Raw genomic sequence first — 26,312 nt, 5'->3', positions numbered from 1 at the left:
GCCGGGACGGCCAAGACCAAGACGAGGAGACTGAAATGAGCGAGAGGATTGGCACGATGAAGAAAGTCAGGAAAGCGGTGATCCCGGTGGCGGGGCTCGGCACGCGGTTCCTTCCCGCGACCAAGTCCATGCCCAAGGAAATGCTGCCCGTCGTCGACAGGCCCGTCGTCCAGTACGCCGTCGACGAGGCACTGGAAGCCGGCATCGAGCACATCGTCTTCGTCACGGGCCGCAACAAGGCGGTCATCGAGGACTATTTCGACCTTCATCCCGAACTGGTGGGCACGCTCGAACAGGCCGGCAAGGTCGAGCAGATCAAATCGCTGGAGAGCCTATTGCCCGTGCCTGGTGCCACCAGCTTCACCCGCCAGCAGGCGCCGCACGGGCTCGGGCATGCCGTCTGGTGCGCCCGTGACATCATCGGCGACGAGCCGTTCGCGCTTCTGCTGCCGGACATGGTGTCGTTCGGCAAGCGCGGCTGCCTAGCCGAGATCATGGACCTGCACGCCGAAACAGGCGGCAACGTCATTGCCGTCGAGCAGTGCGATCCGAGCGAAACCAACAAATACGGCATCGTCGGCAAGGGGCCCGATGTCGGCTCGGGATTCGAGGTGACGGCGATGGTCGAAAAGCCGGCGCCGGCCAACGCGCCGTCGAACTTCTACATCAACGGCCGCTACATCCTGCAGCCGGAGATCTTCAACCTGCTGGGCACCCAGAAGCGCGGCGCCGGCGGCGAGATCCAGCTGACCGACGCCATGGTTCGCCTTGCCGCGAGCCAGGCCTTCTTCGCCCGGCCGTTCAATGGCCGGATGTTCGACTGCGGCTCCAAGGAAGGCTTCATCCAGGCCAATGTCGCCTTTGCGCTGAAGCGGGCCGACATCCGCGATTCCGTGCTCGATGCCATCCGCGACATGGTCGCCGAGCACGATCACGTCGCTGCGGCCTAAAGCCATGAACCGTTGTCGAAGGCGGGCGAAACGGTTCGCCTTCGACGACATTTGAGATAACGCGTGCCCGATCGGCACCGCAGTTGCGTAGCTGAAGTCGGCTCCGCCAGAACCCATCGAGCGGCAGACGCTGCTCAGCAAGAACTGGAATGCAGATGAACTACGCCAGCTTTCCCTTCAACAACCGCATACCCGCGTCTCGCGAGGACCCGCGGGAAGGCAGCGACTTCATCGATCTCGAACGCCTTCTTTCCATGGCCAAGCGTCAGGCCAAGGTCGTCGGCGTCGGCGCAATCATCGGCCTGCTGCTCGGTCTCGTTTACCTCCAGACCACCCCGCCGACCTTCACCGCTTCCACCCGCGTGCTGATCGACGAGGGCATGAACAAGATGGTCGACGAGGTTTCGGCGACGCCGGTCAACATGCAGACCGACGCGGCGATCCTCTCCCAAATCGAGATCATCAAGTCGGCGCGCCTGGCCGCGGTGGTCGTCGACAAGGAAAAGCTCGACCAGAACCAGAATTTCATGCAGCCGCCGAAGTCATTGCTGTCGACCCTGGTGGGCTACGCACGCGGCTTCCTGCAGATCTTCCGTTCCGCCCCCGATGTCGCGGGCGGCGCGGAACTCACCGAAGCGCAGCGCAAGGCAATGGCGGCAGCGGCGCGCAAGGAGCAGGCGATGGCCATGCTCCAGGCGGATATCATGGCCGAGCGCTCCGGCCGCAGCTATGTCATTTCCATGGGCTACCGCTCGCACGATCCGCAACTGGCGGCAGCCATCACCAAGGCCTATGCTGACGCCTTCGTCGCCGACCAATTGGACGCCAGTTTCGACGCCACCGAAAAGGCCGCCGTCTGGCTCCAGGGCCGGCTCGAGGAGCTGCGCACGAGTTCGCAGAAGGCGGCACTCGAGGTCGAGAAGTTCCGCGCCGAGAACGGTCTTGCGGCGGCGCGCGGCGAAACCATCGCCGAACAGCAGCTGTCCGATCTCAATGCCCAGCTGATCCTTGCCCAGGCCGACACCGCCAAGGCCCGGGCGCGCTACGAACAATACCGCACCATCGTCGAAAGTGGGCCGGAAGCTGCCGTCGGCAATTCGACCCTGTCGGCGGAAGAGGCGGGAAATCCGCTGATCTCCGAACTCAAGAAACGCTATTCCGGCGTGTCCAAGCGCGAGCAGGAGATTTCGGCCGGCTTCGGGCCCAACCATCCCCAGGCCGTGGCCCTGCGCAAGGAGCAGGCGGACCTGTCCAACCAGATTCTTCGCGAACTGAGCCAGCTTTCCGAGACCTACCGCAACGCATATGAAGTGGCACAGTCGCGCGAGACCGCGCTGCGCAACAGCGTGATGGAGGCGACCGGCCAGAACTCCAGCGCCAACCAAGCACAGGTGCGCCTGCGCGAACTGCAGCAGCAGGCGACCGCACTCAGCACGCTCTACCAGACCTTCCTGTCGCGCTACGAGGAGGCGTCGCAGCAGCGCTCCTTCCCGATCGCCAAGGTCAGGGTGATTTCGGAGGCGACGACGCCGCGCGGCCCGTCGAGCCCGCGAACCTCGATGGTGTTCGGGCTGGCGCTCGTGCTCGGCGTCGTCATCGGTGCGGCCTTCGGCGCGCTCAATGAGTTCAACGAGCGCTTCTTCCGCACCGCCGAGGATGTGCGCGAGCGGCTTGGCGTCAAGTTCCTCGGCTATCTGCCGCTGCTCGGGTCGAGCGACGACAAGAAGGACGCGACCAAACCCGAGAAGGGCAAGATGGGCACGCCGCCGCCACAGCCCCCGACGCGCGCCGCCGAGGCGGCGAAACGCAGGGCCAAGATGCGCATCGCCGTCGATGCCCCGGCCTCGATGTTCGCCGAGACGCTGCGCAGCACCAAAATCGCCGGCGACATCGTGCTTCAGGATGTGGGCTGCAAGGTAATCGGGATCATCTCGATGCTTCCGGGCGAGGGCAAGTCGACGGTCGCCGCCAATCTCGCCGGCCTGATCGCCAGCAATGGCGCCAAGACGCTGCTGATCGACGCCGACCTGCGCAATCCCGGTCTTAGCCGCAGCCTCGGCATCGATGCCGAGCAGGGGCTGGTCGAGGCGGTTGTCAACGACCAGGGCTGGCAATCGGTGATCAAGGTCGATCGCCAGACCAAGATGGCGATCGTTCCCGCGGTGGTTCGGGGCCGCTTCTCGCACACCAGCGAATTGCTTTCGTCCGCCGGCATGCGGCGCTTCATCGACGACGCCAAGGCGACCTTCGACTATATCATCGTCGACCTGCCGCCGCTCGGCCCGGTGGTCGACGCCAAGGCGTTCGCGCCACTCGCCGACGGCTTCGTGCTGGTCGCCGAATGGGGTGCGACGCCGCGGCCGCTCGTCCGCTCGGCGCTCAACGCCGAACCCCAGATCGCCAGCAAGATCCTTGGCCTGGTGCTCAACAAGGTCGATCTCAAGAAGCTGCCGCGCTACGGCGCCTATGGCGGCTCGGAGCAGTTCCTGGAGAGATATTCCAGCTACTATGTCGACAAGAGCGAGCCCAAGGTGAAGGTCGCCAGCTGAGGCACGGAGCCCGCATGGGCCTCCCGAGAACCGGGACCGCCTTTCGGGGCGTGGCCTAGGAAAACAGCAGTCGGCCGCCCTTGTTGGCGATCCGCACCGCCGTCAGCCGGCCGGTCTTGAAGGCGCCGGTGTCGATGCCGAGCCGGCGGCCCTCGATGCGCGGGAAGTCAGTCGGCGTGTGGCCGTGCACCACCCAGCGGTCGAGCCGCCGGGACGCCTCGAAGAACTCCTCGCGGATGTAGAGAAGGTCGTCGTCCTTCTGCTCGAGGAGGGGCACGCCTGGCCGGATGCCGGCATGCACGAACAGGAAACGTTCCGAATAGGCCATGATCGGCAGCGAGCGCATGAACCGGATGTGGTCGCGCGGGATGTTGGCGCGGATGTACTCGTCGAGCTTGCCACTGCTGCCATAGAGTTCGGCCAGGTGCTCGGCATCGATGTCGTAGGAAAACAAGGCGCTGCGTGCACCCGTGGCGAGCCAGCGTTCGAGCGAGAGTTTCCCATCGAGATAGTCGAGGGCCTGGGCTTCGTGGTTGCCGATCAGACAGATGCGCTCGAAACCGGCCGGCGGTGGGGCGATCAGGTGGTCGAGCACGCGCGCCGAATCCGGGCCGCGGTCGATGTAGTCGCCCAACATGACGATCAGCTTCCGCCCGGGCAGCATTGCCGCGTCGGCAACGATCTTCGCCTCGAGCGCGCGCAGTTCCCTGAAGCAGCCATGCACGTCGCCGACGGCATAGACGACCGTGTCGGACAGCTCGAGTTCGACCCGTTCGCGCCCCTGAGGCCGGTTCTGCTGTCGGAAATTCAGGAAACCCACCAGTATCTTGCCTCACATGCGTGCCAGCGCCGATGCCGAACCATCCCGGCCCATTCGAAACGAGCGACATTATAGCGGCAAGTATCATGGACAGGCATGCCACCCTGCCGGGGGGTGTAAAAATCGTTGCCAGAATATGTCGGGTCCGACGAATGTCCGTGGCGTGAGATCCGTGATCGTGCGCTTGGCCGGAATCATCGCGGTCAGTTCGCCTCGCAGATGCCGAGAGGCTTCACACTTTAGAGGCATGATTCCGGAGGGGAAATGGTAGCGGGAAGGCGTTTCATGCCGACCCCCCCGAATGTTTTTGTTCCGTTCACCTGGCGCGAGTTGCTCCGAAAGCGCGCATAATCGCCATTCCTGACCTCCCCCCCCAAGGTCAACGCTCACTTCTAGGATTTCATTCCTTTTCGCTTGACTCCATCACGCGATGAGAACATTTCTAGAACATCAGCCGCGCCAACCGGCTGGTCAAACCCTTTCAGCATTCGATTTTGCGCGTTGTTCCGCGCCACGGGAGAACTATGCCTTGCGGAAACCGGAGACCATCGAGCGCATGTATCTCGATTTCGATGGCTTCTTTGCCAGTGTCGAGCAGCAGGCCGACCGTCGTCTGCGAGGTCGACCAGTGGGTGTTGTGCCGTTCGATGGGACCGACAGGACATGTGTCATCGCGTGTTCGCGTGAGGCCAAGGCCTTCGGGGTCAAGAACGTGATGCCTGTGGCCGAGGCACGCCAGCTGTGCCCCGATATCGTCTTGGTCCCGCAGAAGCCCGATCTCTATCGCCGTGCCCATAACGCCTTGCTGTCGGAGATCCAGTCCGTCATCCCGATCGATGCCGTGAAGTCGATCGATGAGCTGACCTGCCGGCTCGACGGGGAGGGCCGTCGTGATCCCCAGCATCTGGCCGCCAGGCTCAAGACCACGTTGGCGAACAACGTCGGTACCGTCATCACCTCATCGGTAGGCTTCGCCGCGAATCGGCAGCTCGCCAAGATGGCATGCAAGGAGGGAAAGCGTTCCGGAGCAACCTACGGCAACGGCGTCATGATCTGGCGGCCCGAAGACCTACCGGCGCCCCTGCTTGGGCTCAAGCTTTCCGATATCCCTGGCGTCGGCGAGAACATGGAGCGGCGCCTGATCCGCTCCGGCATCTACACCACCGCGGATCTGTATCGCCTCGAGCCCAAGCACATGCGCAAGCTCTGGAACAACGTCACCGGGGAACGGCTTTGGTACGCGCTGCACGGCTACGACGTCCAGGCGCCGTTGTCGTCACGCGGCATGTTCGGGCACGGCCGCGTGCTGCCTCCGGAAAGCCGCTCGCTCGCCGGGGCCTTCGAGATCTGCCGTCTCTTGCTGACCAAGGCGGCGCGGCGGCTCCGTCGCGAAGATTATTACTGCAGCGGGTTGTGGCTTTGGCTGGCAGTCAGGGATCGAAACTGGTCGGCCAAGATGAAGCTGCCGATCGTCCACGATGACCAGGCGGTGCTCGCCGCCCTGGATGAGCTATGGAAGCGCGTTCGCGCCACATACCCGCGCGGTGTCACCGTCTTCCGGGTCGGCGTCACCCTCTATGATCTGAGCCGCGCCGGCGAGCGCCAGCTCGACTTCCTCCTCAATGACGACCGCGTCCGCCAGAAATGGGAACGGGTTTCCAATGCGGTCGACGGCTTGAATGCCCGATACGGGAAAACCGTGACATCGCTCGGGATGTGGAAGCCGCCCGCCGGCGGCCACGTCGGCGGCAAGATCTCTTACACGCGTATTCCGACAGCGGAGGATTTCTGGTGAGCAGCTGGAAACAGAACATACAGGTCCGCGATCTCGACGATGCCCAGCGCCTGGAGATCACCTGCAAGGCCTGCGCGCATGTCCACTATCTCACCAAGGCGATGATCTGCAGGTCTGAGGAGCGTGAGTTCGAGTACCTCGACGAGGTCGAGCGCAACGAGATCTGCAAGGCGCGCGGTTGCCGAGGGGCAGTCCGCCTCGCGATGCCGCGCAAGGGTGACACCAGCGGATTCGTCGGAGGGCTTGCCTGAAAAACAATTCGGGCGGATAGCTTACGGTCGCAGGAGCTAATGCTTCCCGCAGGCCGGCGCGACTGATGGATGACTCAGCCGGAGGCGCGCCGGTCATTACAGGGAAGGTGGCCGTGGCAAGCATCTTCATTCCGCCCTGCATCCCGACGCTCGTGGAAGAGCCGCCCGAAGGCGACCGATGGACACACGAGATCAAATACGACGGCTACCGGACGCAGATCCATATCGCTGGCGGCCACGCGCGGGCCTTCACCCGCAACGGCCATGACTGGTCGAAGAAGTATGCATCGGTCTTGTCTGCGGCGCGCGACCTGATCACCCGCGACGCGATCCTCGATGGCGAGATGGTGGTGCAGGACGAATCCGGCCGATCCGACTTCAAGAAGCTTGCGACCGCGATCCGCTGGGAAAACGCCAGCCTGATCTTCTACGCCTTCGATCTGCTCGGGCTCGACGGCAACGATCTCCGCAAGCAGCGCTGCGACGATCGCCGGTTGCGTCTTCACGAACTGATAGGCGATCCGCGCAGCACCTCGCCGATCCAGTTCAGCCAATCATTCGAGGGATCTGGTGCCAAGTTCTTTGCCGAGGTCGAAAAGATGCACCTCGAAGGCATCGTATCGAAGCGCAAGGCTAGCTCGTACAGGAGCGGCGACAGCAAGGACTGGCTGAAGACGAAGGCCTACATCACAGGCGAGTTCGTGGTGATTGGGTATGAGCGTAAGCGAGGCGCCGCACCATCCCTTCTGCTTGCCGAGGAGACCGATGCAAGCATGCGGTACGTCGGCCGTGCCATACCGGCCATAGCCCGAGAGGAACGCGACAATCTCTGGCAGGCGCTGGAGTTCCTGCACACCAGCCACTTCGCGACACCCATCGGCGCCGGTAACAAGGGCGCGGTGCCGGTGCATCCCGTCCTGAAGGTCATGGCCAAGCACTTGCGCGGCGAGGAGAAACTGCGCCACGCGACGGTGACCGAAATCCTCACCCCTTGAAATCTGACTTCGCATGAATACGCTGCGGCCCATGAGCACCCGCATCGACTTCGCCGACGAGATGGAAAGTGCATCGAACCGGATCGCGGACATCAGCCGCGCCGATCTGCAGATCATGCTGCGCCGGGCTGCGATCCGCCTGCGCAACGTCGAAGGCATTGTGCTTGAGCCCGATGTCAACGAGGCAATCGACGCGCTCGCATACGATCTCAAGATGAACAGGAAAGACCTGATCCGCGTCATCATCCGTGAATGGCTGGAGAAAGGCGCATATCTGCCGGTGCGAATTGAGGACGACACCCCATGAGCCCCGTGCTTTTCTCGATTGCCGCGATTGCCATCTCGGCTTTCGCGATCTGGCATCGGTCAGTCATTGGCTGGATCGTCGCGGCCTGCGCCAACATCGCGGCGATGTGGCTGATGTGGCCGACACTCTGAAACGCAGAGAAAGCCCCACCACCTCTCGGCAGCGTGGCTCATGCCGGCAAGGCATCACGCCCCGGCCGCCTCTTGGCGCTGTCCGCCTTCTTGACCCGGTTCGCGGAACATTCTTGAAATTTGCGTTGGTCGCGATACGCTCAATCGTTCCCGTTTTCTTGGCGGAGGTATCGCTATGGCTGAGGCACGATATCTGAACCACAAGCTGGAATGCCCCTACTGCAAGACGATCCGGCTGAGGATTCCAGAGGACGCCAAGTCAGACACGCCGATAGTATGCGATGACTGCGGCGAATATCTCGGTACGTGGGACGAATTGCAGAGTGATCTTGCGCGGCAAGGCGGGACAAACGGCGCCTTTTTCATAGAGAAAGGCCGCATCAGGAAGATCAGATAGCGGCGCGGCCCCTTGGTTATCGCTTCTTCGCAAGAAACCGGGCTTCCCGTAGAAGTGACGACCAGTCGTATCCGAGATCAGCTACAAGCTTCCGAGCTTGTTCTTCAGTGATATCGCCTTCCTTCATCAATCGTTGGATCGTAATGTTTGCAGGTTTCGGCTGCTCGCTGGGTTGGTCGGGGTTCATGTTGATGCCCTTCGGGACCACACATGAAGGCGGCCCGGGTCGGCTGACGAAAAATAGCCTCGCCATAAGCGGGCCTATTCAACGGACGGGTGCAGACAGTCCGCTCACCAGCACAAGCATCTAGATGGGGAGATCGTTCCATGAAAAGGCCCGCCGCTTCCGGTTGGAGGAGAAGAGGCAGGCCCACTGCCGGGGAGCGCGGGCACTTGAGGGGCGAGTGGGGCGCTCCGCCCGCAGAAACGCCTTTGGTGCTACTCCGTTCCAGACGGCGAAAAATTTCCGTTCAAACGACAAAAGACCCCCGCCACCTTTCGGTGACGGGGGCGGTTGCCGATGGATACCGGTGCTATGCCGGCGTGAAGTCGAGATAGAAGGTCGTCCCTGGCTCGATCTTGCCGACGAGCGCAGGATTCGCGATGGTCAGCGTCAGTTCGCCTTGCGGTGAGAACTTCGCGTAGGTGTTGTCTTCGTCGCTGCCGTCCGTCGGGTAGCCGCTCGGCTTGCAGACCGCGTTCATCGTCACCTTGTCGGCGCCCTCCCAACGTTCAACGCGCGAAACCTTCATTTTCGCTCTCATAGTCGCGGACATTTTAGTCTTCTCCTTGGTTGATGCCCGGAACCGCCGGGCGCGGATCTCGCTACGAACGCAGCAATTTCATGAAGGCATCCCACCAGTAGACCGCGAACCCAACGATCATGCCGGATAGGGATGCACTGGCGATGCCGGTGACGAACAGGGCGCCGATGCCGCGCTGCTTCCATTGCTTGACCTCGTCGGTGACCTTCTTGGCGTCGCCGAGGTCTTCGCGCACCACAGCGACATCGTGTTTGACCCCGACCAGGCTGGAACTGAGGTCGCCGACGTCGCGTACCAGGTCGTCGACCCGCCGGTGAATTGCGGATCGATGATTGTCGGCGCGCTTGTTGCTGTGCGCCATTTGTTGGCTGAGGTTCTGGACTTCGGCTCGCAATCTGCCGATCGCCTCTGAGATGTCATCGAGATTCGTTGTCATCGTGGCCGCCCTGCCTCGTATCCGGACTTCAGGTCGAGATACCAGCCGTTGCAGCGGGCGCCACGGGCGTTGGCGCGGTCTAGGGCGTCGTCTGACCTCCGGATCACAATACGGGCCTCGACGCCGATACCGCGCGCCGCATATGGCTCCCTGACGCCGCAATCGACAGGAGGGTCCGGGAGAACGACGCCGGCGCTGACCCGACCCTTCGTTTCAGCGGCCTGTCTCAGCGCCGCATCAGCGCATGAGAAAGCGGAGATCATCGGCGTCGAGACGACAAGCGCGACCTGAAGCAGCAAGCTGTGCCTCATACTCGGCCTCCTTCAGCTGGTTGGTGACATCGAGCTCGGCCTCGCGGGCTTGCGCCGCCGCGAGCAGCTCGGCAAATCCCGCAGTGGCCTTGCGGCCGGCGGCGTGCTGCCGGCGTGTCTCCGCGAGCTCAGCCTCGGCGGCGACAAGCTTGGCCTCTTGGACGAAGCCGGCGAGCGCGGCCTTGCGTTCCCGGTCGACGCGGCCGTCAGTCAGCATCTCGAGTCCTGGCCCGAGAACGGGGACTGCCCGGAGAGGACCAAGCGGCAGGCCCTCGTAGAAGACGACGATGGCGGCGACCGCCAAGCCCGTGAAGCCGACGTAACGGACGATCATTGCGAGAAACGGCATCAGCTTTCAGCCATCCCCGGCGGCGGCGCCGGATCCACAGGGGAAGCCGGCGCGGGCGCCGGCTGCACAACGGTTTGCTTGATCTCGGTTGTCGAGCTCGGGATCTTCGTCTTGTTGTCCCAGATCACACCGAACACGTAGCTGCCGACGATCGAGCCGATCAGGATGATGAGGGATGTCGCGATCGCCTCGCGAAGCTGATCCGGCGGCCCGTAGATCGCGATGTAGGTGACGAGCCCGACGCACCAGAGCAGCAGTAGGATGATGATGCGCCGGCGGATCCGCCAGTCGTCGCTACCCCACCTATCGAAGAACATCACAGCCTCGCGAACTGGAAGTGCATCCAATCGTAGTTACGGGCTCGGCCGAGCGACAGCGCGCCTTCGGCCTCGACGATCTGCCAGAACGGTTCATATTCCGGCTTCGCGAAAACAGCGCGGTCGCGGCCCCATTTCAGCTGGTTCCGTGCGGGATCGAGGTCGACCGCGATGCCCCAGGAATGCATCGACCAAGCCTTGCTGCCGCGCATCTGGCGCAGATTGTAGCAGCCGCCGAAGAGATCGAGGCCGAGCGCCTTGATCTTGGCCTCGCCGTAGTGGGCAAGGGTATTTCTGAAGATGCGCTCCAGTGGAGCCTCGACCTTGCCGTGGCAGCGGAACCGGGTGATGCGCTGGTTGAGATCCCAGGCGATGCGCATTGGATAGGCAAGGTCGACCATGCCGGCCGTGCACTGCGGGTTTCCGGGCTCGCCATAGAATTTCCTCACGTCGGCCTGAGTGGGCCACGCGTTTGCGGTGGTCATGACAACTTCCTCGGTCGCAGATTGGGGGGGAGCGGACTAACCGCAGGTGAGCATGCTGCAGATCACGGCGCGCTCCGCGGCAGGATCGATGTCGTGGCCGGTCTGGCAGGCCTGGAGCAGCAGAACGGCGATGACGAGAGCCCTCATGACGAGAGCTTGCGGAACGGGTTGAACATGACCTTGATCATGTGCCGGCGGCCGTCCTTGGTATCCCAGTGCCAGCCCAGCCATATCTTGATGAACCGGTTGCCAGGCAGCATCAGGTCGCACCGATACGAGAAGTAGCGCCGACCATCTGCAGCACGCATCACGACGAACCGGGATGCAGTTCGGGCCTTGTCAAATGGCGTCGTCGGTCCGGTGTCCTCGACGATGACCATGCCTTCGTGGTCGAACCCGAGCACATAGGCGTCGAAGCCATAGCCCGGGTTGCGCCAGAGCCACCAAACCGCGGTCTTGAAACGGACGAGGACACCGGTCGGTTTCGGGATCGGCCCGTAGATGCTGGCGTCGTGGGTGTGGATCCAGGCGAAAACGCCGGGGAGCACATAGAGGTTGCCGAGGGCGGCCCATGCCGCCCAGATCGGCGCCGTCAGCATCACGAACAAATTGAAGGCGAGCGAAAGCGGCGCCAGGAGCGCGAACCGGAGATACATGGGATGATCCTTTTGAGGTGCGCCGACGCGACCCGGTAGGTAGGGGTGCGGGAGATGGCCGCTATTGCCTCCGCATCAGCGTAATGGCAGAAGGCGAGAAGTCACCGGTTAGGGGATTTCTATGCTTACTTCAGTCGGCGAGTGGAGTGCTGTTGCCAACGGCATGCAGCCTACTTGGGAACCGAGATCGAGAACCATTGCGAAACTGATCCGCGCCACGGACTCTGTTTTGGACATCGGCGCGGGCAATCAAAAGCTGGCCCGCTTTATTCCGCCGATGTGCCGATACATCCCAGTCGACTGTGTCGCCGATCTGCCTGGCACGTTCGTTGTCGATTTCAACAAGGAATTCCGGCTGCCTGACACCGATTTCAACGTGGTTGTTTGCGCCGGATTCCTGGAATACGTCGACGACGTTCCCGCCTTTTTCCGAGAGCTCGCGAGGCATGCGCCGGGGCGCCAGATCATCTTCACGTACATGTTTGGTGACGACAAGAAGTCCCGAACGGAGATGAAGGTGCACAACGACTATCAAAGCTCAGATGAACTCCTGGCAGCAGTCGGTGCCTCGCTCTCCTACGCCGACGAGTTCGCGTACGACCGCAGGACAGGGATTTACAACGCAACGCTGAGTTCGGGCCAAGGCAATGGGCCCGTGAACCGGCATCGGATCACCGATATTCTCGAAAAGCGCGAGCCGCGAATCGTCAGACTGTTTCGCAGAATGGGCCGCTCGATCAGGAAGCGCTTCCCGAAGGCCAAGTCAGAGTAGGGAGTTCCTCCAAGAACCCCTCGACGGTCGGTTGCGTGCGCTGGCCCAATTCGACCTTCTTGAGCTCCGCGTAAGCGCACTTCCACACCTGATCTCGCCAAGCGATGTACGCTACAGCTTCCGCCGCCCACGCCTCTTCGGTGCTTTTTTCGTACGTCGAAATCGACACCGCGTTGTCGTAGCGACGTTCTTGCGCTTTGGCGTCGAGCATGGCGACGATCGCCGCTTTATAGTCATCAATAGAAGGCGGCGGCGCGGGGCGGATGGTAATGACGTTCATTCCTGCGGCTCCTCTGCTTCGGCGGCAATAGCGGCCTGCTCGGCGAGCCACGCTTCGGCGCCTATTCCGTGGCCCTCCGGTTCGCTAAAATCCGCCGTCCACAGATCGCGCTGGCTGCGATCGATCGGAATTTCGGATTCGTCCACAAAACGATAAGGGACACCAACAGGGACGTCCTTGCGAGCCACATCCGAAAGCGGCAAATTCGTCAAAGGAGTGCCATCTGCCCTGTGACAGATAAGTACAACGATGCCGCCGCTGTCGTTAGGGTAGATGATGCGCTGAACCATCGGGTCAGTCTCCAAACACGGCTACAGTGTTGTTGTTGGAATCAAGTCTTTGTGTCGTGGTGCCACAGGAAATGACGTTGATGGCGGTGGTGGTTTGAGACAACACAGACAGCCACCGCATGTTGCCGGACCCATCTGTACCTCCCATACCAACTGCGGCGAAATTGGCGTTCGCCATAGCGGAAGCTAGGTTGACAGTGTAGTCGCCCACGTTGTTGTCGGAGATAGAAGTTACACCATAGCTGTCGTTGATAGCGACAACACCAGACCCGTTGAACTTAACCCAGGCCTTAGCCATGCCCTGATGATCCCCCATCGTGGACACAGAGGGGACACGAGCAGTATCCGTCCCGGTAGCAACCTCAGCAGCAGTTGCGAGCTCAACAAGACCTGCAAAGGTCGCTGACGCTCCAAGGGAAGCAAGGTTGGACGGGGTTAGCGCACGACCCGCATCAGACTTTCCTTGCGCTTCGGCGTTGGTTGCAAGTTCGACAAGGCCCGGCGCCGTGGCCGAAGCAGGCGGTGGTACAGCCAGGATCCAGGCGCCTGCTGCTGCGTTCGCGGCGGTGTCGTAGTTGGCTGTGTAACGGCTACCGTCAAGGATGTCGCCAGCGGCCAGGGCAACGTCGGCGCCAGCGACAATCTTGCGGATTGCCTTGGCGCCGACACCGGAGACATTCAGCGTGGTGGCGCCAGAGTTGTCGGCCGAGGCCTCGAAGGTGATGACGTCGAGATCCGTATAGGCGGTCAAGGCAACCGCCGGGGTCAGCGTCAGCGCATTCGCGGAGCCACCGGCCAAAGGAAACCGCTGGCGTTCGCCGACTGTTGGCGTCCAGGCGAGGTTGTTGGTGATGTCGATGGCCTCAATAACGATCCAGCTCGTGCCATCGTACCTCTTCACCAGCCACAGCGGGTCGAGGGTGTCGTCGAGCCACGTCAAACCTGCGACGGCATATCCCGGTGCCGCGGCACCCTTGTGGCCGGTATGAAGCGCGTTGCGCCACGAGTTCAGGTCAGTCGCAAGCGCTGTGCCGGACTTTATGTTCGGGTCAAGCGTCCCGAAGTCGAATTGGCTCATAGAATGATGCTCCCGTAGCCCTTGGCGACGTAATCCATGGTTCGTGCCACCGGGGTTCCCCCCGAATCAAAGTACTGGATGTGGAAACCGGCCGGTCCCTTGGCCGTGATCGACTTGCGGTCACCAGTCGCCATGTCCTGGTCGTTGGTGCCAATGCCATGCAGTGCACGGAACGGCGGGGTGAACGATATATCGAGGCCAATCGCCGGCACCGCGATATCGTCGCCGGCGATGACGCGATCCGGCATATCGATCTGGACGTGAAGGGTTCTGACCGCCGGGGTCACGAAACTGTAATCGGCGGTGCCGTCCTCTGCGGCCCTTCCTTCGAGATGCAGCCGAAACCTGAAAGCCCGAGTGGTGATGTCACCAACCATAAAGGGGCGCCATGAGCTCCACAGGCCGAGGATGGGATCGGAGCTGGTGTCGGATATCTCAAGGGAGACCTCCCAATCCTCGGGGTCGGAATCATCGAGGACAGCGACATCTGCGAGCGTAGCCCAGCCTGCCATCACGTTCTGCTGGTTCTCTCCGACTGCATCGATCAATGCGGTGACACGCGAGGTGTAGACATCGCCGAGGTCGAAAATATCAGCGAAGTCGTAGGTGCCCGTCACCACGACGCCGCGAGAGTCCTCGGCGCCGTCGCCCTCGGCAAGCGAGATCACGGTGCTGAGGGTCTCCCATCTCGACATCACGTTTCTGGGCAGCAACCGCAGGATCCCGCCGGAGACATCGACGTCGGTTCTAACCCCGGCAAAGGTTGGCTCTTCTGCGATGACCTCGACAACGTTGAGCCCTGCGATGGCCGAGACGCCGGTTTCTATCGTTGCCGGATTGGTGCTCTTGAGCCCGGTTGGAAACACCGCCTTGATCAGGTAGGTGCCGACCATGGTCGGCACCTGCACGCTGGTGCCCGATACCGACGGGATCAGCGTCGTCGCCGAGTTCCAGTCCACCACGAGGCCATCGACGGAAACGAAGCGGATCTCGTAGGTGATCCCAGGTCCCACGACTGCGGACCAGCTCAACGTTGAGAGATCACCGAGAACCGAGATCCTGAAGTTGGTGACATCGGGGGGCGCATTGAGCAGCGTGTCGATGGCGATCGTCGGCGACGTGTTCCACCGCGAAGTGTCGCCCGATACGAACCGACATCTGATCCTGAAGGTGTAGACCCCAGGCTCGAGACCACTGATCTTTGATGTCGTCAGAGGGGCAAGAATAACGGAGGCCGGCAGCCAGAGCGGATCCGCATCGCTCTCATTGCGGTATTCGATTTCATAGGCCTGGACCTGCCCAAGAGTGGGTGCAATCCAGAATAGGTGCGCCGAGGCAAGGTCGCCCTCTGCTTCGCCCTCGAACTGGAGGAAGTTTGCCGGGGGTTGGGCATAGGGATCGAATGGTGTCGTGATGTTGCTTTCGAAGGCAGGGATCACGCCGGTGTCGGCTGCAGCAATCCCAGGCGCATCATCGACGAGGGTGACCCGCGCCGTCATATCCTCCTGTGCCTCGATCGCGACAACCCTGTAGACCCCGCTCTCCCTGTCGGCTTCGCCCAACGTGAAGAGGTCTCCGGCCGCTGGAAGATCGTCGTTTCCCTCTAGCAGGAGCGTCGATGTCTCGCCGGCGGCACCTGGGATAAGCGAACGAACCAGGAAGGCGCCGTCAGCCAGCCTGATCCGGATCTGATAGAGCTTGTCGCTCTCGAGCATGACGAGCTCATCGATCTCGATGGACTGAGCCCCGACATCGACCGATTTCACACGGCCGCTGGCGATGCCGACCAGCATGACGTCATGAGCGACACGGACGCGATCCGCCCGGGTGCAAAGCAGGTTTTCGAAGTCGACGTTCAGCGTGTAGGTTTCGGGACGAAGCCGGAGCTGCGCGATGTGGAAGCGCCCATGGCGCCATATCGAGTCCGGCTTCGTTACCCCCGGAAACTCGATTCCCTCGAAACGGGTTGCGTTCGCGGCCGAATAGCCATCGTCGTAGACGATACGCTCGTCCTCGCGCCAATCCCGCATCTCATTGATGAACCTGACGCGCCAGGCATGGGGCAGTTCGCGGAACTCGTGCTGTGCCTCGAAGCCCCAGCTGTTGCGCGGCGTAAACATCTGGACGATCGGCGTATCGAGCTCGTCCCAGACCACCGACCACAGACCATCCTTGAAGATCGGTACGGCGCGACCGGCGGCGCAGATGTCGGCCAGGGTGTCGAACACCGATGCCGCGGCGACGCGGGGATGATCGAAAGTCCAGCCGTTGGCGACGCAGTAGCCATGCCAGCCCTGAAGAGCGACAAGATCGATAGCCGCATCTCCGACCGGTCGCGCGTTAGCGGCACCCTGAAGGACATGACGGTACAGGTCGGCGGGGTTTCGGGAGGGTTGGTTGTCGACCCAGGCCGCACCATTCCACGATTTCACCAACGACGTCGCGATGCCGTTGAGGGTGTCCAGCGTCCCGTTGAGCTGCGACGTCGCCTTGATCTTGATCGCCGAGACGCAAAGCGGTTTCGAAAACGTCAGCGGGGAACCGGTGCGGAAGCCGCGGAGTGCCGACCATACCGCTGTTTCGCGGACCTGAGTGCTGTTGTTGGTGTCGGGGCTCGTCTTCGAGACCTCGACGTCATACTCGCCCTGCGGGACCACCGCGGATACGGTCCGCCGGATCGTATTGACGGTCCGGGCCGAGATCACGAGCTCGGGCAGCGTCGTCCAATCGATGGTGCCGAACAGGCGATAGCGCACCGAAATATTGACCTGCCGGGTGCGCTTCTTGCCCTTGTCGTCGATGTAGATGAGGCCATTCGGCATCACGATATCGACGGAAATCTCATTGATATCGGCGGCAGTGGTCCGCCGATGCCAGCCGTCGACCTGCTTGAGATCTATCGAAAGCGGTTCTTCTACGACCTGACGCGGATAGAGCGTGACAGGCAGATCAGAAGGATAACCGGTGCGGGTTTCGATCTCGACTTCATCGAACGACGACAGCAGCGTCTCGCCGATTTTGATGTCATCGACCTGCAGGGGGCCGTAGCCCCAAACGAACAACAGGCGGAGGTACTGATTCTCGCCGCTGGATTCGGTGTAGGGCAGGGCACCGTAGAACGGGCTGATACGATGCTTGCCGAGGACAACAGGCACGGGCTCAAATGGCGCGGCCTGGTTGCGTGAGTTTACGAGCGAGTAGCTCGGCTTCGGCTGGGAAAGTTGCGGCGGACGCGGAGCAAACAGGGCATTGAGCAACAGCTTCACGCCGAAGCTCAGGCCCGCCATGATGATCTTGCCGAAGAAGCCGAGGCCGCCGATGAAGGCGCTGAAGCCTGTAAACGCGGCCGAAAGCGCGGCGAAAAGCGGTGCGATGAAACCCTGAACAGTGGGGCGTAGCGCTACCGTGGTGCCTGGCTTCGGCCTCACCAGATGCCAAGCCGCGGCTTCGATAGGATGGCCGGCGAGATGAACGATGAAATCCGAGGCAATCGACCTGCAGCCGTCCGTTGCGACGACGAGATCGACGATCTCGGCGATCGTGGAGCCTGGGGGCGCCGACAACTCGGTGCGTTCGACCCGCAACGGGTGCAGGGCGGCGACAACCCGAATGCTGTCCTTGGTACCGAGGATCTCGCCGGTCAGAGCGGTGGGCACTGGCATCATGTTCATGATGCCGCGACTCCATCGTGCCTGAAGAAGCCGAGGACGCGACGGCGCAGGCGGAATGACCGGTAGCTCTCGATGACGGAGCCGGCACCGCGCTCGATGTGCAGGACACGGGCGCCGCCGATGACGATACCGACATGACGCGGACGGCCGCCTAAGGACATCAGCACGGCGTCGCCGGGGCGTTCTGTACCATCGGGGATCTCGGTCCAGCAGTCACGGCGGCCGTCGATGAGGGCGGACACCGCATCTCCATCGGCTGCGGTCTGGTAATCGTCGCGAAAGCTCGGCAATTCGATGCCGAACCGCTCGGCGTAGACCAGGGCGAGAAGCCCCCAGCAGTCACAGCCATTGCGGTCGCGACCCCGGTCCAACCAGGGCAGCCCTACAAAATCATCAAGGTTCATGAGATCAGAACAGTCCTGGGAAACCACTGGGGTTGAAGGTCTCGGCCGGGTATGGCTCGTCGGTGAGGGCGTCGATCGAGACCTCGAGGGTGATCACGTTCGCGTTGTATTGGGCGCGGCTGACCTGGAAGTCCGGGTAGCCGATCTCGACGTTATCCGGCGAACTCCCCAGCACCAGCTCGAGCTTGGCGATGCCGGGACTGGAGATTCCGCGGATCTGCTCGACGATTTTCCGACTGACGTTCTCGACCATGAAGCGGGCCGCCGGCGCCCGTTCCCCGAGATCGTCGGGAAGCGAGACCACCATTGGACAAAACGTATAAGTGTCGCCCCGGCTGATGGTCCCATAGGTCAATGGCTCGTCGGAAAGACGCTCCGTGGGATCGCTGCTGAGAAGAAGCGGCGTCGGAAACGAGGGATGTGTCAGGGTCAGCAATCCAACCATGACCTCGCCGGTTTCCTGCGAGTTCATTGCCTGCCGAAGGGTAATCGAGACCGTTCGGCTCAAGGCAACACCTCGAGATCAAGCGCGGCAATAAAGGTGTCGCCGCCTGGGCTCGACCAGGCCGGCAGATTGGCGCTAAATCGCACAAGGATCGGGGCCCGGGTCAGCGGATCCGGGAACGTGAAAGGCAGCGTGCCGCCGGCCAGCGTCGTCTCTACGAAATCGTCGAGAATGGTACGTTGAGCCCCCGACATGGTCATGCGGCCCTGGAGGGGCCCCGGCATCGACGATGACCGGCGCCGCACCTTGGCGGGGCCAAGATCGGGCTGGGTCCGGAGGCGCCCGTCGCCCTGTGCCTCGGAATAGCCCTCGGTCAGAAGATACTGCGGCAGCGTCGCCGGCCAAGCAGCGACCATTACCGCCTCTTCAGAGCTTCGCGTGCCCCGAACTGGGTCCGCAGCGTGTTGTTGGCCGCGGTGCCGCGTCGCGACAGCTTTTCGGCGACGACACGGTCGACAATGATGTCGATCGCCGTGGTTCCATCTGCCTGTTCCCTGGATTCCGCTTGCACCGAGGCGCCCCCGAGGTTGTTGATGTTGATGCTCACCTTGTTGCCACCGACGACCTGGCGGGCGTGCTCAAACGACTTGAACACCGGCTCCCCACGCCGAAGGATGGCGGGCACTTCGTCATGGCCGAGCCCAGCACCCGGGGTTCCGTTATGGTAGCGAGGAGCCCCGATGAAGACTCGAGGATCGACGCCGGCACGAGACCTGGTCGCATAGCCAGCGACGCCCCCATCATGAAACAGCCCCCAGGACCCTGACAGGATGTCCATGGTGGCCAGTGGCGAGATCGAATTCATGAAGCTGAAGGCGCCGCCGACGCCCCCGAACATTCCGGACAGGCCCTTGAACCACGACGAACCGCCGCCCTGTGCCGATCCCATGAATGATTGGAGCTGCTGAGCGAACCCTGACAGGCCGCCTGTGGTCTGCTGGAGGCCCTGGGCGGCCTGATTGCCGGCGGTGCCGGTCCGCAGCATCGCCGACGCCGTTTTTTCAGCGGAGCCACCCAGCTTGTCGAGCTGGGCGTTGAACTTGTCGACATAGACGGAACCTGAGGTGCCGAGGACATCCTTGGCACCGGCCCCACCGCTTAGCGGCCGCCCCGTGAACCACACCGACGCGGCATCCTGAGGGTTCCCGTATTTCGCCAGCGATTTCCCGAAGAAATGATCGAACACAGAATCCTGGGCGCGCGGGTTCGCGAGGAACTGGCCCGGCGTCATCGAAGTGCCGAGAGCCTGTTTCGTCCATGAAGGAATGTTGGCGCCCATGACCTGATAGGCCCCATAGGCTCGGTCACCTTTCGTCCAAGGACCCAGCGCCGAATATCCACCGCTGCCAAGGCTCTCGATTGCCGAGATCGCCTGTCGGAAGATCGACATGTCAGTGTTCGAGTTCGCCGGCGCAAACATGCGGGTGACAGCCGATCCCGATGTGACGTCGCGCAGCGCGCTCCAGGGATCCGCACCACCACCGCCGGACTTCCCGCCAAGCCCTATGGCGCCGAGGATGGCACCGACGACGCCACCGCCGGCGCTGCCTCCAGTGGCGCCGCCGACGAGCGAGTCCACGATCGAGTTCAGTAGCTTGTCGAGAACGTTGTCCAAGGCCCTGTTGAGGGCGTTCAAGATCGCGTTGCCAAGGGCCTTCCCGAAGGAGTCACCCTGCATCAATCCTGCCTGGAAGTCGTCGAAGAAGCCGCGGATGCCCGCGCGAAGCTGCTCGATCCGTTGGTTCTCCCGGATCGCTCTGGCGATATCGGAATTGAGATCGATTGGAAGACCGGCACCGCGGAGGCGGGACGCGATCTCCTGATCGCCTGCACTCCGGAACATCTGTTCCCGCTCGAACTGAACCTCGCGGAGGAGATTGGTGCGGGCGATCTCTTCGGCGTAGCGACCATATTCGGCCGCCTTCTGCTTGATGAGGTCGATTTCCTTCTGGTCGGCCTCGATCCCGTTCCTTGCGGCCTCCTCACGCAGTTTCGCAGTGAGGTCGTATTCCATGCGGAGCCGGGCAACCTCGCCGACGGTCTGTCCGATGAGACCAAGTTCGAGCTGCTGCGACGCCAAAGTCTCTTCGAGGGAGCGAGCCCGGTCTCGACGTGCTTCGGCGAGTGCCTTTTCGGCCTCCGCCAGCGCCAGCTTACCAGCGATGTCGATGCGATCCGCACGCGCCGCCGCACTTTCGCTGTCATTGTACTGTGCCGCCGCCGCTGCACGAGCCGCAGCTGCCTTATCGGCCGGAGATCTCGCCAACAAAGCATCGAGCTGCGCCTGTGCAGCGGCACGTCGCCGCGCCGCAGCGACTGCCTCCTGAGCCTCGAACAGGGCGAAATTGCCCATGTCGTCACGATTGGTCTGGCCGCGCGACAACAGCATCCCGTTGGGGCCGCGGTCGTTGAAGAGACGTTTCAGCTCCCGGTCGGCGGCCTGGATCGCCTCGGCGAGATCCTTGAATGGGGCCAGCGCCGCGATGGCATCGGCTGCGATTGCCTTGATACCTGCGTTCGCAGATGTCTGACCGATCTCTTCGAGGTTCTTGATGAGCCCGAGCACATCGGGCCGGCCCTGAATGGTTGCGTTCTGCAGCGCCTCGAAATCGATCTGCAGCGTCTTGAACAGCGTGGTGCCACGGAATTCGCGGGCGCCGAAACCGGTGATATCCAGGTTCTTGTTGATCGCAGAGGTGACGGCCTCGCCGATAGCGCCGGCGCCGAACATGGTCGGCTTGTTGGCATCGCGGAGCCGTTTCACCAATTCGGTGAGGTTGCTCTCGAGCCCGAAGGTGACCGCTCCGGTGCTTTCGCGGCCGTACTTGCTCCGCTGGTCTGCGGCTTCGCCCCAGAGATCGCGAACCCGGCCAATTGCCTTCTCGTGCTCCTTGAGCACGTCATCCAGCGATTTCGTTTCGGCCTTTGACTTCGAAAAATACTGAATCGCTGCGGCCGCGGCGCCGACCAATCCGATGGTGATCAGTGACACCGGGCTGATGATCGAAAAAAGCGCGGAAGCGAGCGTTCGGGCAGCGCCAGCGGCGCCCTGCTGTCCGAGGACAGCGGATAGCTGGGTGCCCTGCTGCAAGGCGATCTGTAGCGGCGACATCCCCATCGCCGAGGTGACAGCTATGTCTTGGAACTGGGCCGCGACGTTCGCGGTATTGTATCGGTTGTCGTTTGCGAAGCCCCTGTTCTGGTTGGCGGCGATGACGGGGGTATCCGCCATCGTCGAGTTCAATCGCTGCTGAGCCTCCCGCACCGCGTTGAGTTCGACGATCTGCTTCTGGCGCAGTGCAGAGATCACGCGAGCAGCATCCTGCTGCGAGGTGACACCACGTTTCACCGCGGAATCGGCCGTCAACATGGCTCTGTCGAGCTCACGAGCCGCCGCTACCTCTGCCCGGGTGACGGGGTCGATAGATGCCCGCAGCCGATCCCACGATGCGGCGACACGCCCAATCGAGGCCGATTGGACCATGAGCATGTCGGTGGCCTTGCCAGCACCAGCAGCCAGCTTGTCCTCACGATCCCTCAACCGATCGACGGCAGCCTGGGCAACCGCCATGGCCCGAACGTATTCGGCGGAACCCTGCGTCGCGCCGCGCGCATCGATGGTGAGTTCGGTTACGACGGCATTCATTGTCTGCCTTCTGACTGTTGGGTATGCTGGCCTGGAGTTTGTGGGGCCAAGCAAAATGCGCACATTGGGCGTACTGGTGATCCTCGGGGCGATGGGCCTGCCTGCTCAGGCGCAGGTCGTCGTCGACGATTCCACAGCATCCGTGGGTGACGTGATGCTCAAGGAGGTCGTAGCAGCGATGTCGGATCGACTGTCTGACCCCGGATCAGGACAGCTGCGCCGGCTCCGAATGTTCACGCCGGTCGGAGCTGACTACGAAGCGGTCTGCGGCGAGTTCAACGCCAAGAACGGTTACGGCGGATATGTCGGATTCGCGCCGTTCCAGTATCTGCCGCCGTACAAGCGGCTGATCATGAGCGGTGCGGGATGCCCAGGCTAGCCACCTGAATCTTTCGCCTCGGCTCGCGCCGCGATATAGGCATGATCGAGCATCTCGATCATTTCGATCTCCCAGGGCGTGAACCTGAAGCCGGTCAGCCGCTGGAATGCATCGATCTCGGGATAGGTGAGGAGGGAGGGACCGAAGCCGTTGGTGCCTCGGCGATTGGACAGGCGGTTGAAGCGGCTCCAGAGGTAGACGAGGCACCAAGGCAGCGGAGGAAGGTCGAGCTCGGTCTCGAGCTGCTCTCGGCGCTCCGGGGTCCGGGCTCTATCGAGGAGACCCTCGATGTGATCCCGCGCCGAGATCCCGTCGGTGTCCGGCGCGGTAAGTGCGAAATATGCCTTGGCGTGAGCCTCTAGGGCTTCGGCAAGGCCTTCGTAAAAGCCTTTTCGTCACCGATGACATCGACGAGCTGCCCCAAAGCCCACCCCATCTTAGGGTGCATGAACACCTTGTAGGCGGCGTCTTCCGAATAGGTGATCGGATCCGGCGAGATAAATGCGAGCTTCACCGGCGTCCAACCGACGATGCGGCTGACAACCCAGCCGATGTTTTCCCGCTTTTGCTCCTCAGGATCCCGTTCCTCGGCCTTGATCTTCCTGCCATTGAGCTGCTGGGCTTCAAGGTTGGCCCGGCGCTTCAGGTTCTTGCGAGCGAGTTCGTTCGACCAAGCCATCGCGTTCGGATGGCTCTCGTCCGCGATTTCGATAAACCAGCCGGTACCTACAGTCGTACCGGGCTTCAAGACCTCGTAGCGGATCGTATCAACGGGCGCGAAGCCGGTGATGTCGACGAACCCGGCGTCGGTTTCAGGTGCTTTCGTCATGGGGGATTGTCCTTTGTGGGAAAGGTGGCGAGGCGGCGCCCACACACCGCCCCGCCTTTCGCATGCGACTCGTCCAGCTGTGGGGCCGGATCTGGCCTATTTCTTCGGCGGCGCTTTGGCGCTTTCGGCGGGTTCATCGGCTGCCTTGCCGGTGTCGCTGATCTCCAGCGCGGAGAGATCGGCGACGCGGCGCGGCGGCCAAGTCACGGCGATGCCTGTTGCCTGGCCGTCGACGATCGCGACGCGCAGCGCCTCGGCGGCGTCGCGGATAGCCTTTTCCTTCGCTTTCATGGGTGGTTACCTTTCCGTTTTAGGAGCTTCAGGTTGCGTTGCTGACCTGGATCTTGAGGGCGGTGGCGTCGTATGCGCCGCCCCTGCTGTCGATGCCGACGAGCGCCGGCGGGACCGAAATCGTCTGGGTGCGGGGGCCACCTGCCTTGGCAAGCGCCGACTTGTCGACGGAACCCAGAGTAAAGTTGGGTACGAAGATCGAGACAAAGCTCGCCGGGGCAGCCTCGTTCTCTTGTGCCAGAATATGCAGTGACAGTGGGTTTTCGTTGATGAAGTCGGCTACGGTGAGCAGATCCTTGCGCAGCATCGACAGGTTCATCGACACCAACTCGGTACCGGTGAAGACATCCGGGGCATATGGCGTCGCGCTGATGACATCGGGGGACACGCCCTGGATATCCACGGACAGATCGAACGAGGTGAGGTCGATCATGTCGACACCACCCATGCGAACCACGGCCTCGACGACCGCAAGCGGCTCCCCGGTTGACGTCGTCGGTGACGTGAAGTGGGGCGACGATCCCGAAGCCAAGGCGTCGAACTGACCGGTGCCGACCCAGGAAGTATCGAGCATAAGCAACCCGTTGGGTTGCATCGACAGCCGGAAGGAACTCCAGACCGCGTCAGTGAACAATTCGGACTGGTCTAGATCGTATTCGTGCTCCTCGATTGTGAAATATCGCTTCACCAGCGCGCCGGCGCCCGGGTTGACGAGGACACGCCCTGTACGGGTGATCGTGAACGCGGTATCGGCGACCGCATTGACGATGAGCGTTTCCGCGACTGTCATTGTGGTGGCGGTCAGCGCGGTGATCCTGAGGTTGCGGCCGTTGTTACCGGCCGTCGAATGGCCGGTAAGCACGACGACGTCGCCGACACGGAGACCAGCCGTGATCCATGATCCAGCGGCGGCCACGATGGTGTTGGCACCCGTGGTGATGCTGGTCAGACCGGCCGTGGCTTCGGTGATCGCCAGGTTGGCGGAACCCCAGGTGCCGCGCATCACGGCTTCGAAAATGTCGTCGAAGCCGGCGATGGAAAGCTCGCTGGAATATTGGCCGTTGGTCTTCTGGAGCCCATGGCGTCCACGGGTCGAGAGGCCGTCGCGCCTGACTTCCTGGCTTTCGATGGGGGCCTTCGAAAGCCTGCCACCCTGGCCGCCGGTCTGGCGGATGACCTTTGCAGATCCGCCGCTGGCCTGGCTGCCTTGCCCGGCCTGAACCTTGGCAGCGGCGTAGCCGTTCCAATTCTGAGAATATGCCATGATTGGGCTCCTTGGAGATGCGGATCAGCCGCGATGCCAGTACGTGAAATCGACGGACATCGTGACGCGGAACCAGTTCCCGTCATCGGACCCGCTGTCGCCGTCGTCGACCTGCGGTGAAAGAGAGCGGACGTAGGATCCCTGTCCGTCCTCATAGAATTTCGCGGCTCGGAAGATTTCGCCGATGGCAACCGCATACTGATTGGCGGTGGCCTCGCCGCTACCAACCGGGGCGAAGACATGGACGTAGATCGTGCCGGGATACCGCCAGCCACGATTGCCAGGGGTCCCGAAAGTCCAGATGCTGCTTCCGAGACCGACGACCTCAAGTTGGATCCACGGCTGCAGGACACCGTCGACATCGACTGGTGGCCACGGGGCAGCGGGCTGTTCGTTCTGGACGGTGATCCGTGTCGTCGTCCAACCGGCCTCGAGCCGCGCGCGGATCGCGGCTTTGGCGCCTGCATAGTCGGCCATATCAGCGTTCCGTGATGACGAGGACGGGATACCGGAGATCGCGCGCCTTGGAGCCGCGAATGGCGCCACCGACGACGGCCCGGAATGTGAAAACGACGCTGGCCAGATTGCCGAAGCGCCCCTGTACGATCTTCGCGGTTTCCTGATAGACGCGAGATGTACCGGGCACCCGCATCGTCATCGAGCCGACTTCGATCTTCCTGCTGTAGGGCAAGGGATTGCTGATCGAGACCTCATCGCCGGTACTCCAACCCTTGAGATTCGACACCGCGGCTCCATTCAGGAAGAGCTGGTGCGCCATCCGATATTCGCCGGAGAGGAGCGGGGACCGGTCGAACAGCGTCTCCATCGCGAATTGGGCGACGATGTCGAGGCGTGGATAGACGTAGTGGATGATCCCGTCCGCTTTCACAGCCTCTTCGACGGCACCAACACGGCCATCGACAAACCGCTGAAACGATGTCGGCCGCGGATCGGTCCCCATCACGCGGGCGTGCTCGCGCTTCGCGACCTTGACGAGCTGCTTCCGGGTTTCCTCGAGGGTGGCTTGCGTCGCGATGCGGAACTGCTGGCCGATCCCGGCGGTGCGCGCCATTAGCCTCTGACCTGCAACTCGATGCGGACAAGCGTGTCCACGATCTCGATCGGGTTGGCCGATACGATCCGGCGTGGCGCCCCATCGACGACGACGAACCCGTTCTGCGGCGGCACCCCGAATGCACCGAGCCCGGTCGGCGACAGCACGACCTTGCTGTCGCCTTGCTGGATGATCCCGACTATCTCGTCCGGTTTGTAGAAGCGGACGCGCGCCCGGACCGAAATCTGTCCAACCGCGGTGTTGGTCTTCCGGAGCTGGATCGTTGATCCCGCTTCGAGCAGGGCGGCGTCGAGATCGGCGATCATCTCCGCCGGC

At 62.4% G+C, this 26,312-nt stretch carries 31 protein-coding genes; 9 read left to right on the top strand and 22 right to left on the bottom strand.

Annotation, left to right across the window (positions count from 1 at the left end; all coding sequences use genetic code 11):
* Positions 1 to 56: 56 nt before the first annotated feature.
* Complete coding sequence (locus GGQ99_RS23745) at positions 57 to 950, top strand: UTP--glucose-1-phosphate uridylyltransferase (RefSeq protein WP_108607226.1); 894 nt, start codon at positions 57 to 59, stop codon at positions 948 to 950.
* Positions 951 to 1,105: 155 nt separating this feature from the next.
* Entirely contained in the window at positions 1,106 to 3,499 is a 2,394-nt protein-coding gene (locus GGQ99_RS23740) for a polysaccharide biosynthesis tyrosine autokinase (RefSeq protein WP_183264433.1), read from the top strand.
* A gap of 55 nt (positions 3,500 to 3,554) precedes the next feature.
* Here GGQ99_RS23740 and GGQ99_RS23735 read toward each other — a convergent pair whose 3' ends face one another.
* The gene (locus GGQ99_RS23735) at positions 3,555 to 4,310 is read right to left on the bottom strand and encodes a metallophosphoesterase family protein (protein ID WP_183264478.1); all 756 of its coding nucleotides are present in this window, start codon (positions 4,308 to 4,310) and stop codon (positions 3,555 to 3,557) included.
* 538 nt (positions 4,311 to 4,848) lie between these two features.
* On the opposite strand from GGQ99_RS23735, the gene GGQ99_RS23730 reads away from it, so the two are divergent.
* The 5 genes from GGQ99_RS23730 to GGQ99_RS26340 all read left to right on the top strand — a co-directional run bounded on the left by GGQ99_RS23730 (position 4,849) and on the right by GGQ99_RS26340 (position 7,798).
* Positions 4,849 to 6,114 (top strand): Y-family DNA polymerase, encoded by a 1,266-nt coding sequence (locus GGQ99_RS23730; protein WP_183264432.1) that lies wholly within the window; start codon positions 4,849 to 4,851, stop codon positions 6,112 to 6,114.
* Positions 6,111 to 6,365, top strand: coding sequence for a hypothetical protein (locus GGQ99_RS23725; RefSeq protein ID WP_183264431.1), 255 nt, complete (start codon positions 6,111 to 6,113; stop codon positions 6,363 to 6,365). The genes GGQ99_RS23730 and GGQ99_RS23725 overlap by 4 nt, the downstream gene beginning before the upstream one ends.
* A gap of 65 nt (positions 6,366 to 6,430) precedes the next feature.
* Positions 6,431 to 7,360, top strand: coding sequence for a non-homologous end-joining DNA ligase (ligD, locus tag GGQ99_RS23720; RefSeq protein WP_183264430.1), 930 nt, complete (start codon positions 6,431 to 6,433; stop codon positions 7,358 to 7,360).
* Between the two features lie 13 nt (positions 7,361 to 7,373).
* Positions 7,374 to 7,667: a ribbon-helix-helix protein, CopG family gene (locus tag GGQ99_RS23715; RefSeq protein WP_246389719.1), complete on the top strand. Its 294-nt coding sequence runs from the start codon at positions 7,374 to 7,376 to the stop codon at positions 7,665 to 7,667.
* Positions 7,664 to 7,798, top strand: a complete 135-nt coding sequence (locus tag GGQ99_RS26340) for a hypothetical protein (protein ID WP_281380087.1) — start codon at positions 7,664 to 7,666, stop codon at positions 7,796 to 7,798. The genes GGQ99_RS23715 and GGQ99_RS26340 overlap by 4 nt, the downstream gene beginning before the upstream one ends.
* Positions 7,799 to 8,728: 930 nt before the next feature.
* On the opposite strand, the gene GGQ99_RS23710 is transcribed toward GGQ99_RS26340, so the two are convergent.
* The 6 genes from GGQ99_RS23710 to GGQ99_RS23685 form a co-directional block, all read right to left on the bottom strand.
* Positions 8,729 to 8,947: a hypothetical protein gene (locus GGQ99_RS23710; RefSeq protein ID WP_246389718.1), complete on the bottom strand. Its 219-nt coding sequence runs from the start codon at positions 8,945 to 8,947 to the stop codon at positions 8,729 to 8,731.
* A 73-nt stretch (positions 8,948 to 9,020) separates the two neighbouring features.
* On the bottom strand, positions 9,021 to 9,395 hold the full coding sequence (locus GGQ99_RS23705) for a DUF1515 family protein (protein ID WP_183264429.1): 375 nt from the start codon (positions 9,393 to 9,395) through the stop codon (positions 9,021 to 9,023).
* Between the two features lie 237 nt (positions 9,396 to 9,632).
* Positions 9,633 to 10,055 (bottom strand): hypothetical protein, encoded by a 423-nt coding sequence (locus GGQ99_RS23700; RefSeq protein WP_183264428.1) that lies wholly within the window; start codon positions 10,053 to 10,055, stop codon positions 9,633 to 9,635.
* Positions 10,055 to 10,372: a hypothetical protein gene (locus GGQ99_RS23695; RefSeq protein ID WP_183264427.1), complete on the bottom strand. Its 318-nt coding sequence runs from the start codon at positions 10,370 to 10,372 to the stop codon at positions 10,055 to 10,057. The genes GGQ99_RS23700 and GGQ99_RS23695 overlap by 1 nt, the downstream gene beginning before the upstream one ends.
* Complete coding sequence (locus tag GGQ99_RS23690; protein ID WP_183264426.1) at positions 10,372 to 10,857, bottom strand: M15 family metallopeptidase; 486 nt, start codon at positions 10,855 to 10,857, stop codon at positions 10,372 to 10,374. Before GGQ99_RS23690 ends, GGQ99_RS23695 begins: the two co-directional genes overlap by 1 nt.
* 143 nt (positions 10,858 to 11,000) lie before the next feature.
* Complete coding sequence (locus tag GGQ99_RS23685; RefSeq protein WP_183264425.1) at positions 11,001 to 11,513, bottom strand: DUF7338 family protein; 513 nt, start codon at positions 11,511 to 11,513, stop codon at positions 11,001 to 11,003.
* Between the two features lie 121 nt (positions 11,514 to 11,634).
* Here GGQ99_RS23685 and GGQ99_RS23680 point away from each other — a divergent pair, with 121 nt between their 5' ends.
* Positions 11,635 to 12,285, top strand: a complete 651-nt coding sequence (locus GGQ99_RS23680; protein ID WP_183264424.1) for a class I SAM-dependent methyltransferase — start codon at positions 11,635 to 11,637, stop codon at positions 12,283 to 12,285.
* Here the strand turns inward: GGQ99_RS23680 and GGQ99_RS23675 are convergent.
* The 8 genes from GGQ99_RS23675 to GGQ99_RS23640 all read right to left on the bottom strand — a co-directional run bounded on the left by GGQ99_RS23675 (position 12,251) and on the right by GGQ99_RS23640 (position 22,159).
* Complete coding sequence (locus GGQ99_RS23675) at positions 12,251 to 12,565, bottom strand: hypothetical protein (protein ID WP_183264423.1); 315 nt, start codon at positions 12,563 to 12,565, stop codon at positions 12,251 to 12,253. The two genes, GGQ99_RS23680 and GGQ99_RS23675, sit on opposite strands and share 35 nt — an antisense overlap.
* Positions 12,562 to 12,855: a hypothetical protein gene (locus GGQ99_RS23670; protein WP_183264422.1), complete on the bottom strand. Its 294-nt coding sequence runs from the start codon at positions 12,853 to 12,855 to the stop codon at positions 12,562 to 12,564. The genes GGQ99_RS23675 and GGQ99_RS23670 overlap by 4 nt, the downstream gene beginning before the upstream one ends.
* A 4-nt stretch (positions 12,856 to 12,859) precedes the next feature.
* Complete coding sequence (locus tag GGQ99_RS23665) at positions 12,860 to 13,933, bottom strand: hypothetical protein (protein WP_183264421.1); 1,074 nt, start codon at positions 13,931 to 13,933, stop codon at positions 12,860 to 12,862.
* A complete protein-coding gene (locus GGQ99_RS23660) occupies positions 13,930 to 17,220 on the bottom strand; it encodes a host specificity factor TipJ family phage tail protein (protein ID WP_183264420.1) in 3,291 nt (1,096 codons plus the stop codon). Before GGQ99_RS23660 ends, GGQ99_RS23665 begins: the two co-directional genes overlap by 4 nt.
* A 380-nt stretch (positions 17,221 to 17,600) precedes the next feature.
* Positions 17,601 to 18,008 carry a C40 family peptidase gene (locus tag GGQ99_RS23655; RefSeq protein WP_183264419.1) on the bottom strand — a complete coding sequence of 136 codons (408 nt, stop codon included), beginning with the start codon at positions 18,006 to 18,008 and terminating at the stop codon, positions 17,601 to 17,603.
* Between the two features lie 4 nt (positions 18,009 to 18,012).
* On the bottom strand, positions 18,013 to 18,516 hold the full coding sequence (locus GGQ99_RS23650) for a DUF1833 family protein (protein WP_183264418.1): 504 nt from the start codon (positions 18,514 to 18,516) through the stop codon (positions 18,013 to 18,015).
* Complete coding sequence (locus tag GGQ99_RS23645; protein WP_183264417.1) at positions 18,513 to 18,869, bottom strand: hypothetical protein; 357 nt, start codon at positions 18,867 to 18,869, stop codon at positions 18,513 to 18,515. Before GGQ99_RS23645 ends, GGQ99_RS23650 begins: the two co-directional genes overlap by 4 nt.
* Entirely contained in the window at positions 18,869 to 22,159 is a 3,291-nt protein-coding gene (locus tag GGQ99_RS23640) for a phage tail length tape measure family protein (RefSeq protein ID WP_183264416.1), read from the bottom strand. The genes GGQ99_RS23645 and GGQ99_RS23640 overlap by 1 nt, the downstream gene beginning before the upstream one ends.
* A 55-nt stretch (positions 22,160 to 22,214) precedes the next feature.
* Between GGQ99_RS23640 and GGQ99_RS23635 the strand changes: the two genes are divergently transcribed.
* A complete protein-coding gene (locus GGQ99_RS23635) occupies positions 22,215 to 22,538 on the top strand; it encodes a hypothetical protein (RefSeq protein WP_183264415.1) in 324 nt (107 codons plus the stop codon).
* Here the strand turns inward: GGQ99_RS23635 and GGQ99_RS26455 are convergent.
* The 7 genes from GGQ99_RS26455 to GGQ99_RS23600 all read right to left on the bottom strand — a co-directional run bounded on the left by GGQ99_RS26455 (position 22,535) and on the right by GGQ99_RS23600 (position 26,302).
* Entirely contained in the window at positions 22,535 to 22,753 is a 219-nt protein-coding gene (locus GGQ99_RS26455) for a phage tail assembly chaperone (protein WP_425486856.1), read from the bottom strand. The two genes, GGQ99_RS23635 and GGQ99_RS26455, sit on opposite strands and share 4 nt — an antisense overlap.
* Positions 22,754 to 22,896: 143 nt before the next feature.
* Complete coding sequence (locus GGQ99_RS23625) at positions 22,897 to 23,367, bottom strand: hypothetical protein (RefSeq protein ID WP_183264413.1); 471 nt, start codon at positions 23,365 to 23,367, stop codon at positions 22,897 to 22,899.
* Between the two features lie 96 nt (positions 23,368 to 23,463).
* Positions 23,464 to 23,658 (bottom strand): hypothetical protein, encoded by a 195-nt coding sequence (locus tag GGQ99_RS23620; protein ID WP_183264412.1) that lies wholly within the window; start codon positions 23,656 to 23,658, stop codon positions 23,464 to 23,466.
* 28 nt (positions 23,659 to 23,686) lie between these two features.
* Positions 23,687 to 24,922: a phage tail tube protein gene (locus GGQ99_RS23615; protein ID WP_183264411.1), complete on the bottom strand. Its 1,236-nt coding sequence runs from the start codon at positions 24,920 to 24,922 to the stop codon at positions 23,687 to 23,689.
* A 24-nt stretch (positions 24,923 to 24,946) separates the two neighbouring features.
* Complete coding sequence (locus GGQ99_RS23610; protein WP_183264410.1) at positions 24,947 to 25,399, bottom strand: phage tail terminator-like protein; 453 nt, start codon at positions 25,397 to 25,399, stop codon at positions 24,947 to 24,949.
* Between the two features lies 1 nt (position 25,400).
* The gene (locus GGQ99_RS23605; protein ID WP_183264409.1) at positions 25,401 to 25,994 is read right to left on the bottom strand and encodes a hypothetical protein; all 594 of its coding nucleotides are present in this window, start codon (positions 25,992 to 25,994) and stop codon (positions 25,401 to 25,403) included.
* Positions 25,994 to 26,302 carry a hypothetical protein gene (locus GGQ99_RS23600; RefSeq protein WP_183264408.1) on the bottom strand — a complete coding sequence of 103 codons (309 nt, stop codon included), beginning with the start codon at positions 26,300 to 26,302 and terminating at the stop codon, positions 25,994 to 25,996. The genes GGQ99_RS23605 and GGQ99_RS23600 overlap by 1 nt, the downstream gene beginning before the upstream one ends.
* Positions 26,303 to 26,312 lie beyond the last annotated feature (10 nt).

The sequence above is a fragment of the Aminobacter niigataensis genome (genome assembly GCF_014200015.1).
Taxonomy (GTDB): domain Bacteria; phylum Pseudomonadota; class Alphaproteobacteria; order Rhizobiales; family Rhizobiaceae; genus Aminobacter; species Aminobacter niigataensis.
The sequence above is the reverse complement of the archived record's forward strand: the minus strand, read 5'-3'. Positions and strand labels throughout refer to the sequence as shown.